The organism is Wolbachia endosymbiont (group B) of Horisme vitalbata, from assembly GCF_964028625.1.
In the GTDB taxonomy this organism is placed as follows: domain Bacteria; phylum Pseudomonadota; class Alphaproteobacteria; order Rickettsiales; family Anaplasmataceae; genus Wolbachia.
Genome location: NZ_OZ034797.1, coordinates 1,291,028 through 1,302,620, shown reverse-complemented (window position 1 = coordinate 1,302,620; position 11,593 = coordinate 1,291,028). Strand labels below are relative to the sequence as shown.

The following is an 11,593-nucleotide window of genomic DNA, read 5'->3' as shown; positions in this document are numbered from 1 at the left end:
TTTCCTTGAAATAATATGTTCATATCATTCCTTAAAGCCGATGGTTAATTGATTATTAGCGCTATAAGTAAATCGGACTCTTGGTTCTGGACACAGAAGTTTTCGAGAAATGGTTTTCTCTAGTTTTATTTTTATGTTTTTTGCAACATTGTCGGTAGTGTAAAAACAGTTAAAAGTACTACACCTCTACACTTTGCAGTAGACCATGATCATTTAGAGGTGGTTGAATTGCTCTTAGAAAAGGAAGCAGATATTAATGCTTTAGATCACACAAATTGGACTCCTTTACATTTTGCAGCAGAAAAAGGTTATGATCAGATAGCAACCGTTCTATTGAAACATGGTGCTGATGTAAATGTAAAAGAAAATCAAAATAAAGGCACAGCCCTACATCTTGCAGCTCAATATGGTCATCCTAAGGTAGTTAAAACTCTTATTATAAATGGAGCGGATGTTAATGCAAAAATGGATAAAAATGCTACGCCTTTACACTTAGGGGCACAAATTGGTAATTTAGATATAGTTAGGTCTCTACTTATGAGCGGAGCATACTTTAATGCTAGAGCTGAAGGAGGTAGATATGTTTTACCATTACACTTTGCGGAAAGAAGAGGAAACCCAGAAGTAATAAAATTACTAAAATTGGTTGAGAAGTTATTTAAGGCTATAGAAGATAATAATTATTTAGGAATTGAGAGTTCCATTAGAGATGGAGCAATCATTGATTCGAAGAACGTGGATGGAAGAACGCCATTACATTATGCTGTTAATAATGGGCACATAAAAGTTGTAAATATCTTGCTAGCAAATGGAGCTGATGCTACTAAAGTTACTAACAAGGGTAATACACCATTACACACTGCTGCTTCCAAAGGTCATAAAGAAATTATTGAAGCTTTGTTACAACGTGTAAGCCACAATAAATTGAGTGATTTTATTAATGCTAAAACAATAGTTAAAGGCACTACATCGTTGCATGTTGCTACTGAAAATAGCTTTTTCGAAGCTGTAAAATCTTTGTTGAAACATGGTGCAATTTATAACATCAAGAATAAAGAAGGTAAAACACCACTTGATCTTTCTCGAGACCAGAATATTACTAACCTATTGAAATTAGTAGAAGAGCTATTTGAAAATGCAAAAAATGGTAATGTTGAAATTATCAGTGAGCTGAGAGCAATAAAACCCGATGAGCGCGTAGCTGTAACAAATGCTCGTAATGATCAAGACAAGTCATTAGTCCAGGTTGCAGTAATCAATAAACACTCAAACCTTGCAAGTAGATTATTAGAAATATTAAAAAGTCCAGATCAGAGTTTACAAGATGTCAGCGTAGAAAATAGAGTAAAGAGTTTAAAGTTATAGCTCTCTTAAATGAAACTCTAATGAGGGTGCCAAGATCTAGAAAATATACAAAAATTTTGTTACAAAATAGTGAAATTTAGGAGGATTTTAAAAATATGCTAAATAATAATATTAACAAAGAATTAGAAAAAGCAGTCTATGAACGAAACTTAGAAAAAGTTAAAGCTCTTTTGTCTGCAGGTGCTAATGCTAACCTTAGAGTAGAAAGGAATAGAGATACGTTACTTCATACTACTAGTAGTGTAGAAATTACTAAAGAGCTTTTGTTAGGTGGTACCGAAGTCAATTCAAGAAACATGTATAGTGAAACTCCACTACATTCTGCTATAACACTGGGGAAGGAATTAGAATTAGTTAGAGAACTTCTGAAACATGGTGCTGATGTAAATGCAACAAACCGTAAAGGCAATACTGCACTGAACCATGCTGTAAAAAAAAGTGGTAAAAATCTGGAAGTAGTTAAAGAACTATTAGAATATGGAGCTGATATTAATATAAGAAATCGTGAACGACGGCTTTATGATAATTGTTCCACATCTTTAGATAACGCTGTAAGTGATCTAGCATGCGCTAAATTGTTGATTAAATTTACTTTAGTAAGGAACTTCAATAAGGATTACGGAAAAATTATTGACTTATCTCCTTATAAAGGATGCAGTAATTACAGTAAATTATCAAGTTATCTAGATGACTGTGTTTGTGAAATTCTTCAAATGAAAACAGATGAAATAAAAGATAGCCTTCCACTATATGAATTTGTTACAAATAACTTCAACATACATGTACTATATAATAATCAATTATCTGTAAGACTAGCAAAAATTGATTATTCCATACGCTATCCTATATATAATGATATCATATTAGATAAGGTAAAACCTTTTTTAGAAAGAGCAGATTTGTTAAATAAGTTAAGTAAGATACAATTTTATACTAAATTAGATGTGGCAGATCAAGATGCCAAAGAAAAGAAAATTATTCTGGATCATGATTCTACATATAATATAACTGAATATTTATCTAATGATAACTTGTTAAACTTTATAGTAGCGTTTGATGATTCCAATAAACGTACTTTTCAATCTTTAAGTTCCTTAAATAATCTCGTAGAGCCTGGTACAAGACTTTATGAAACTTCTATAAGTAATGATACCAAACGTGCAAGATTAGAATAAATACATTTTTTGTCAGTACTAGAGTTTTTTATGAACAACAATTAGTCGTATGGTTCCAGAGAGGTGATACATAAGAGATTGCTATAATGCCAAAACACTAAACTTAGTGCTTTTTTATGTAAGTTGATCATCATTTCTCTTTGTTGTTTTCAAACGGGTTATTATTAGTAGGTGTTACTAAAAATTTAAACAACCAACACATTTCCCACACCCAAAATCAAATGTTGTGAAGGCTTTTCGTCCTGAAATTGCAGGATTAGTAGATATTCTCTCAAAAATATTTTATTAACAAAAGATGCTATTTTAATTTTTGCCATATTAAGTAAACTTTGCTATTCTAATACTGGTGTAAATATATCTCAGAGAGGGTTTATGCATGTACCTAAACAACAAACCAGTTTTTATCAAGAAGATAAACAGTTTTTATCACGTTCTTACACATCAAAAGAGGAGTTTATTAGAGAATATAAAAAGCTCTACCGCAGAAAAGCAAAAGCTGAAGAACTTTATCTCCTGGTTTTAACTGAACTCGAAGAGGCAATATCAGATGGTAATGTCGACAGCTTAAAAAAATTAAGCAATTTTATTGATTACATAAGTGATGCAGAAGATCAAGTAACTTTGAGAGACTATTATGATAATGCTAACAATCCTGTTAAGAGTACTAACTTAGTTATCTTAGCTTGTAAACACAATAAGGTAAAGATTTTAGAATACCTACTTGGCAATAATAGTAAAATTCTCAGTAATTTATCTGTTGGCATCAGAGAAACTACTATATTACCAGATGATGAGGATGAAACATGCCATAATGCGTTTTATTATGCTATACGTTCAGGTAATGTTGAACTTCTTGATACACTCATTAATAAATGGCCAGGTAATTATTTTGCTGTTCATTTCAGGGAATTAGATGAAATTCTTTCACGAGCTTATGAGGAATTAAAGCTAAAGAACGTATTATTATCAGAAGAGATAGAAATTTTTGTTGAAAATAAATTGATAAACCTCCGTTTTTTCTCTAGTGCTTCTGGACAAGATCAGAATGTGAAGAGTTATCTTAATAACATAAGAGAGCGGATTGAGTTAGTACTTCAAAATATTAGCCTGTTAAAGGCAGAGTATTCAAACACAGAAAAAGTAGATGAAAAGTTTTTATTCATAGCAAAATTTATTGCACAAAATATTCATATATTAAAGCGGCAGTTGAAATCAACCTACGATAGACTACCTTGGGAAGAAATGGAATTTTGTTTGATCAGTTTTGTTTCTTCTCACATAAAACGACAGGAAATGAATCTATTCTATAATGCCACATTGAATAAAAGTAAAATACTAGACCACTTGGAAAATTTTGCAAAGAAACTTAAAGAAGAAAAAGATATTATAGAAGGTGTGGACATTGGTAAATTTGCTGATCTCCCGAAGTTAAAACGTGAGAGGGTTGTTGCAGAGATCGTTAGCAATTATCCTCAATTTGGAGAGTTGTATAGCGATTATCAACAAATTAGGGATATTCATTCTTTAGAGAAAATAAGTGATTATATAAAGTTGGCATTATCAGCTAATCCTAAAGAAAGGGAAGGACAGTTAATTATTACAAGGGTTTTACAGGTTATTGGTGAATATTTAAAAAACACTCTAGAATCTCCCAAGTTATCTAGCACTACAAGCGAGCTTCTTCTACTATCATTACCAAAGAACACAAGAGAAGTCATTATAGATTTACGTAATTCACTGTCACATGCTTACTCGCTCTCTAAAAGAACAGAGATTGAGGAAAATACAGATGTTAACTTTTTTATTGGTGTTCAAAATGATACTAAAAGAATCGATAATGTAATTACTGATATTCTTTACAATAACAAGATTAAAATAGTCATAATGTTGCTAAAGAAAATTACCAGTAGTGAAAACTTAGACGAGATAAAAGAAGTTGCTGGAATATTTAGTAACGTTGAATTAGATGAAATGATTACAGAGAGTTTTAAAGTGATGGAACATGATAAGCTTGAAAAACTCATAAAAGAATTAAGCAATAATATAACTGAAAAGACGAATTATGAAAAGGAGCTGTTTAATAAAATTGATAACATAATCAATTTTGCAAAAACTAAATCAAAAAATATCAGAACTGATTATGTTACGGCGTTTATATCATTAAAGAGCTTAGATGTTGGTTTGAATGACAATAAGATTGACCATAATGTTATTAGAGGAATAAAATTCTTTGCTAATAAAACACTAGAGAATATTCCTTCCCAAATAGAGTCTCACAATCTTAAAGAAATAGCCGAACTATCAATGAAAATTTCTCATAGTGTTAGGTCAAGAATACAGGATGACAACCTTGATAAAGTAAATAGATTAACTTGTGAGATTTTTTACATTGCTGAACTTGGAACAGGTGACCTTAAATGGATTGAGGAATTAAGAAACAAGTTGAATTAGAAAGGTTCGTTTATTCCTATACATAAACAAAGGAAGGCTTACAACATAACAGAAGAAAAATACAATAACCAGCTTGAACTGAAGTTATCTGAACTGAAAAGTATTTTGAGGAATAACGCATTAAGTGGCAAGTTAACTGAAAAGCTTCCTTCCTACAAGAGGAATAAAAAGTTGCAAGCAGTAGTAGAAATGCTTGTTCTGGATATAATGTCAATTTTAGGTAGATCAGAGAAGCATCTAGAAAACAATCTACTTTTTTTAGATGATAACACTCCTTTATTAACTGGAAAATGTTTGCGTAATCATTTAGCACACGATAATACCTTAGTTGATGTATTGTTATCTGATCCCTCAATAGCAGTTATCTTGAACGCTAAAAAACTTATTTCAGAAAATGTAATAAAAAGTAAGAAGAAAATTGGCAAGTCGGTAAGAGATGATCCTTCCAAGCTGAAAGATAAATACGATCAAAACCTTATCACTATTACTAATCAGGAAAAAATGTTTGCTGCGTTGGAAGAAGGAAATCTTGAAGACTTAAAGAGTTATCTCAAAAAAGGAGCAGACATCAATGCTAGAAGTATTAACTCATGGACTACATTACATTTTGCTGCTAAGGGACCTAGTCTTGAAATTATAAAATTTGTTCTTAATCAAAATTTAGACGTTAATGTTAAAGATATTAATGGTCAAAGCCCACTACATATTGCTGCTGCATATGGAAGGAAAAATATTGTGGAATTTTTTATAGGAAAAACAGGTGTATATGTTGATGATCTAGATAATAGTGGCAAAACATCACTACATATTGCAGCTAAAAATGGTCACAAAGATGCTGTTGAAATTCTACTAAAAAATAATGCTAATACTAATACCAAAGATATAGCTGGTTTTTCACCTTTACACTATGCAATAAAAAACAATCATATTGATGTTGCTAAGATTATGCTGGAAAAAGAAGCGAATGTTGACATCAACGAAACTATGGGTGGCTTTACTTCACTACATATAGCTGCAGAAAGTGGTTATCTAGGGCTAGTTAATTTTTTACTGAAAAATGAGGCAAATGTTAATGCAAGAAACGATAAGGAGGGAATACCATTACATACAGCAGCACTAAATGGCCACCTAGAAGTAGTGAATGCTTTAATTCTCAAAGGAGCCGATGTTAACTCCAGAGTTATAGATGGTTGTACACCATTACACTATGCAATAGAAAACGGTCATGAAAAGATAGCTAATATTTTATTGAAGCATGGAGCTAATGTTAATGTTGTTGACAAAACCTATAATAACACACCTTTGCACTACGCAGCAAAAGATGGACATGAGAAAATTGTTAAGTCTTTACTGACAAATAATGCAAATGCTAGTATTGCCACTGTGGAAGGTATAACCCCACTACATTTTGCAGTGCAGAGTGGCCACTTGAAGATAGTTGTTGCTCTTCTCGAGCATGGGGTTAACATTCGCGCTAAAGATAAAAATAATGCTACGCCATTACACTATGCAGCAGAGAGTGGTCATAAGGCAGTTGCTGAGCTTTTAATAAAAAATGGAGTAGAAATCAATGATAAAGCCAATAATAATCTAACACCATTACATGTAGCTGCTCTGAAAGGTCACAAAGATATTATTGAACTCCTAATAAGAAATAAAGCTGAAGTTAGAGCTCAAGACATTAAGGGTAGTACACCATTACATGCAGCTGCGATGAATGGTAGCAAAGATATTATTGATCTTCTAATAAAAAATAAAGCTGAAGTTGATGCTAGAACTAATGATGGCATAACGCCATTGCATGTAGCTGCTCTAAGTGGACATAAAGACGCTATTGCTTTTCTAATCAAAAGTAAAGCTGAAGTCAATACTAGTGCTAATTATGGTCTTACACCTTTACATGCAGCTATTGTGGGAGGTCACAAAGATATTGTGAATCTTTTAATAAAAAATAAAGCTAAAGTTAACACAGAAGGTATTGCAGGTAGTACACCATTACATGTAGCTGTGGAAGGAGGTCATAAGGAAATCGTTGGAATTTTGGTAGCAAATAGAGCCAGTGTTAATGTTAAGAGTAACAACCTAACACCATTGCTTTCTGCTATTAAGCATAATCATAAGGAGATCGTTGAAGTTCTTGTAGAAAATGGAGCTAGTGTTAATGCAGAAGGTGGTGAACCTTTATCATTAGCAGTACTCGCTGGTTATAGGGATATTGTAGAGATTTTGCTAAAAAACAAGGCCCATATTGATATAAAAGGTCCTGAAGATGCTACACTATTACATTTGGCTGCTAAAAGAGGACATAAGGGGATAGTAAATGCTCTGATAGAAAGGGGAGCCAATGTTGATGCTATGACTATTAATAGTATAACACCATTATATCTTGCGGCACAAGAAGGCCATGAAGAAGTTGCTGAAGTTTTGATAGCAAACAAGGCTAATGTTAACTTTGTAAATGTTGAAGGTACTCCACTACATATAGCTGCAGGACACGGCCATGTTAATGTTGTTGAAGTCCTATTAAGTAATCGAGCAAAAGTTAATGTTAAGGATAATAAGAGCAGAACACCTTTAGAATTAGCAGTTGCACATGGTCATTTGCAAGTGGTTAAAATGTTACTGCAGTATAAAAAAGTAGATATGAATGCTAAAGGCAATGATGATTGGACTATACTGCACATTGCTTCACAGGAAAGTAACTTGGAAATGGTAAAATGTCTAGTAGATGAAGGGTCTAATATTAATGCTAAAAATGCCTCTGGATCAAAGCCTATACACATTGCAGCTAGAGAAGGTTATAAAGATACCGTAGAGTTTTTCCTTAGCAAGGGGTTGAGTATTAATGAGCTTGGTACAGCTAACCAGACATTACTACACTATGCTGCAATGAAAGGTCGGTTAGAAGTTGTAAAGTATTTGATAGCACAAGGTGCTGACGTTAATGCTAAAGATACTAATGGCTTAACTCCTATGCATATTGCTGCTAATTTTGGTTATAAAGACGTTATTGAAGTTTTATTAAAAAATGGTGCAGTTTATAACGCTGTTGACAAGCTTTGTAGAAGACCATTAGAAATGACTAACGATAAAGACGTTATCAATCTATTAGCATCAACTGAGAAATTATTTGAGGCTGTAAAACGTAATAGCTCTTCAGAGGTTGAGAATTACATTAAAGCAGGAGCGTTTGTTAATGCCAAAAATGCTGATAGTGTAACACCATTATATTATGCTGCATGGAAGGGCTATGATGGAGTTGTCAATATTCTATTACAAAATAAAGCTAATCCTAATGTGGTTGGTAACAAGGGGTTTACTCCTCTGCATTATGCTGCTAAGTTCTCTCACTTAAAAGTTGTAAAGGCCCTATTGTCTAATGGTGCAGTATACAATGCTGTCTCTGACAGTGGGAAAACACCATCAGATTTTACTGTAGATAAAAGTATAACTAGCTTATTTAAACTAGTCAGTGAATCATTTAAAAAGGTTAAAGATGGTAATGCTCAAGTTATTAATGACCTAAATAAGATAAAGGATATTGATACAGTAAAAGCAGTGATGAGTGCTCGTAATAGAGAGAACAAAACGTTAGTAGTTGCTGCAGTACATAGTAACTTTTCAAAAGTCGAGCAGTTGAAGCAGATATCGCAAAGTGACGTATCCGCTCAGATTGATACAGCTTTAGTGCTCTTGAATCAAGGCAATTACCAAAAAGCCTTAAGTATTTTCAGAAGCGCATTTGAAAGAAGAAAAGAAATACTAGGACCAGACAATCCTGGTACTTTAGATATTCAGACATATATAGCCAAAGTGCTATATAAGCAAGGAATTTACCAAGAAGCTTTAAATATGCTTAAAGAGATTTTTCAGAAACAAAAAGAAATGCTGGGTTTAAACGATAAGGATACTTTAAGTACAAGAAGTACAATCGCTTTAGTGCTGCATAGACAGGGGAAAGATGAAGAAGCTTTTAATATTTATCAAGAAGTCTATCAGAGACAAAAGGAAATACTAGGGTCAAATCATTCAGATACCTTAAATACTCAGTTTCACATGGCATTAGTATTAGATAAACAGGGAAAATATGAAGAAGCGTTAAATATCAATAGGGCAGTTTTTGAAAAGAGGAAAGAAACACTAGGTACACATGATCTAGCCACTGTGAGTGCCAAAAATAATATAGCAATGGTACTAGCTAACCAAGGTAAATACGAAGAGTCCTTAAAAATCTATAAAGAGGTTTTTGAAAAGAAGAAAATAATTTTAGGTATTAATCATGCTGATACCTTGAGAACGTTACATAACATTGCTGGGGTACTCTTCAATCAAAATAAATATCATGAAGCCTTGAAAGCTTTTCAAGAGGTTTTAAATATCCAGAAAAAAGCTTTACAACAAAATCACCCAGAAACCTTGAATACTCAATACAACATAGCAAATGTACTTTTTGCTCAAGGGAAATGGATCAGCGCACTTAAAGTCTACAGAGAAAGTTTAGATCAAAGAAAAGCTGTTTTTGGACCAAGTCATCCGAGTGTTTTAGATATTTTAAAAAAGATAGAGATGATTAATTTTAGATTTAAGCTTGAGGGTAGCGAAGCATCAGAGGTTCTCCAGCATCTGCAGAAAGATATCAACATTGCTGCTAGTAAAGGTGATATACGAACTGTTCAGCGTCTGTTAAAAGATGGAGCTGATGCCAACGATAAAGATATTGATGGAAGAACACCGTTGCATTACGCTGTTAGCAATGGACACATAGATATTGTAAACATCTTACTAACAAATGGAGCTAACGTTAGTCAAGTTACTAATAAAGGTAATACACCATTACACACTGCTACTTCCAAATGTTACAAAGAAATTGTTGAGGTTCTGTTACAACATATCAGTCGTGATAAATTAAATGACTTTGTTAATGCTAAAACTACTTCTAGTGGTACTACATCACTTCATGTTGCAGCTAAAGGTGGCTCCTTGGAAGTTGTAAAATCTTTATTAAAACATGGTGCAATTTATAAAATTGAGAACAAAGAAGGTAAAATACCTATTGATCTTTCTAAGGACCAAAGAGTTACTAACTTACTGAAATTGATCGAAGAATTGTTTAGAGATATAAAAAATGGTAATGTTGAATCTATCAGCAAGCTAAGAGCAGTAAAACCTGATGAGTTCTTAGCTATAACAAATGCTCGTAATAATCAAGGGAATACATTATTGCAAGTTGCTATAGCCAATAAACATAAGAATATTGCAACTAAATTGTTAAAAATGCTGAAGGAGCCAGATCAAGTTCAATCACAGTTTAGCCCTGAATGTGAGTTGGATCAACTTGAGAAGCTTAAAAGTGCTACAGAGGTGCATATCCGTTTTTCTGAGCTTTACCTTCCTATGTTGCGTAGCATGTCGCAACCATATAGTTCAGAAAAGAATACTTCTCCTTGGAAAACTCTTAAGGAAGGTTCTTATTACCTAGGAAATGCATATCGCTTAGTTGAGGTATACAAAGATTGTGTACCTGGTTCGATAAATAATAAAAGCATACAGTCAGTAAATGATATGCTAGTAGCACTAGAATTTGATCCAAAACACATAACGTCAGGGTATACAGATGAAGCTTACGGTGGGAAGGCTGAATGCTTCGTTTCCAAAGGGCAAGGTACAAAATATTATAAGTTATTGCATAGTGAGTTAAAGAAAGATGTAAGATCGTTCATAGAAATGGTTGAACTTAATATTGACATTCCTGTAAAAAGGTTTTTAGAGTCAATCAATCAGAGGTTACAGTCTGCTTTTTCTGAAAAGTTACTTGAGGCCATAGAAAATGACAATCCTTTAGCGGTTGAGAATTGCATCAAAAGAGGGGTAATTGTTAACTTCAAAGATACCGATGGAAGAACACCATTACACCATGCTGTTAACAACGGCAACATAGATGTTGTAAGTACCTTATTAAAAAATGGAGCTGAAGTTGCTCAAATTACTAACAAGGGCAATACGCCATTACATATAGCTTCTTCCAAAGGTTACAGAGAAGTTGTTGAAGTTTTATTACAATATGTAAGTCGTGATAAATTAAATGACTTTATTAATGCTAGAACAACTTCTGGTGGTACTACATCACTTCATGTTGCGGCTAAAGGTGGCTCCTTGGAAGTTGTAAAATCTTTATTAAAACATGGTGCAATTTATAACATCAAGAATAAAGAAGGTAAAGCACCACTTGATCTTTCTCGAGACCAAAATATTACTAACCTATTGAAATTAGTAGAAGAGCTGTTTGAGAATGCAAAAAATGGTAATGTTGAAATTATCAGTAAGCTGAAAGCAATAAAACCTGATGAGCGCGTAGCTGTAACAAATGCTCGTAATGATCAAGACAAGTCATTAGTCCAGGTTGCAGTAATCAATAAACACTCAAACCTTGCAAGTAGATTATTAGAAATATTAAAAAGTCCAGATCAGAGTTTACAAGATGTCAGCGTAGAAAATAGAGTAAAGAGTTTAAAGTTATAGCTCTCTTAAATGAAACTCTAATGAGGGTGCCAAGATCTAGAAAATATATAAAAATTACAGTGGACTTTACATCTTACTAATTA

Annotated in this window: 4 protein-coding genes and 1 pseudogene; all 5 read left to right on the top strand. The window is 33.0% G+C overall.

The window, feature by feature from the left end; genetic code table 11:
* Positions 1–147: 147 nt before the first annotated feature.
* Positions 148–228: pseudogene (locus tag ABWU56_RS06310) on the top strand (hypothetical protein); the annotation flags it as partial.
* A complete protein-coding gene (locus tag ABWU56_RS06305) occupies positions 229–1,365 on the top strand; it encodes an ankyrin repeat domain-containing protein (protein WP_353281322.1) in 1,137 nt (378 codons plus the stop codon).
* A gap of 95 nt (positions 1,366–1,460) precedes the next feature.
* Positions 1,461–2,540 carry an ankyrin repeat domain-containing protein gene (locus tag ABWU56_RS06300; protein WP_208571648.1) on the top strand — a complete coding sequence of 360 codons (1,080 nt, stop codon included), beginning with the start codon at positions 1,461–1,463 and terminating at the stop codon, positions 2,538–2,540.
* A 372-nt stretch (positions 2,541–2,912) separates the two neighbouring features.
* Positions 2,913–4,991 (top strand): hypothetical protein, encoded by a 2,079-nt coding sequence (locus tag ABWU56_RS06295; protein ID WP_353281320.1) that lies wholly within the window; start codon positions 2,913–2,915, stop codon positions 4,989–4,991.
* Positions 4,992–5,096: 105 nt separating this feature from the next.
* The gene (locus ABWU56_RS06290) at positions 5,097–11,510 is read left to right on the top strand and encodes an ankyrin repeat domain-containing protein (protein ID WP_353281319.1); all 6,414 of its coding nucleotides are present in this window, start codon (positions 5,097–5,099) and stop codon (positions 11,508–11,510) included.
* Positions 11,511–11,593 lie beyond the last annotated feature (83 nt).

Coding starts and splice junctions, on each gene's coding strand:
- ABWU56_RS06300 (WP_208571648.1), top strand. CDS start 1,461: ATGCTAAATAATAATATTAACAAAGAATTAGAAAAAGCAGTCTATGAA.
- ABWU56_RS06295 (WP_353281320.1), top strand. CDS start 2,913: ATGCATGTACCTAAACAACAAACCAGTTTTTATCAAGAAGATAAACAG.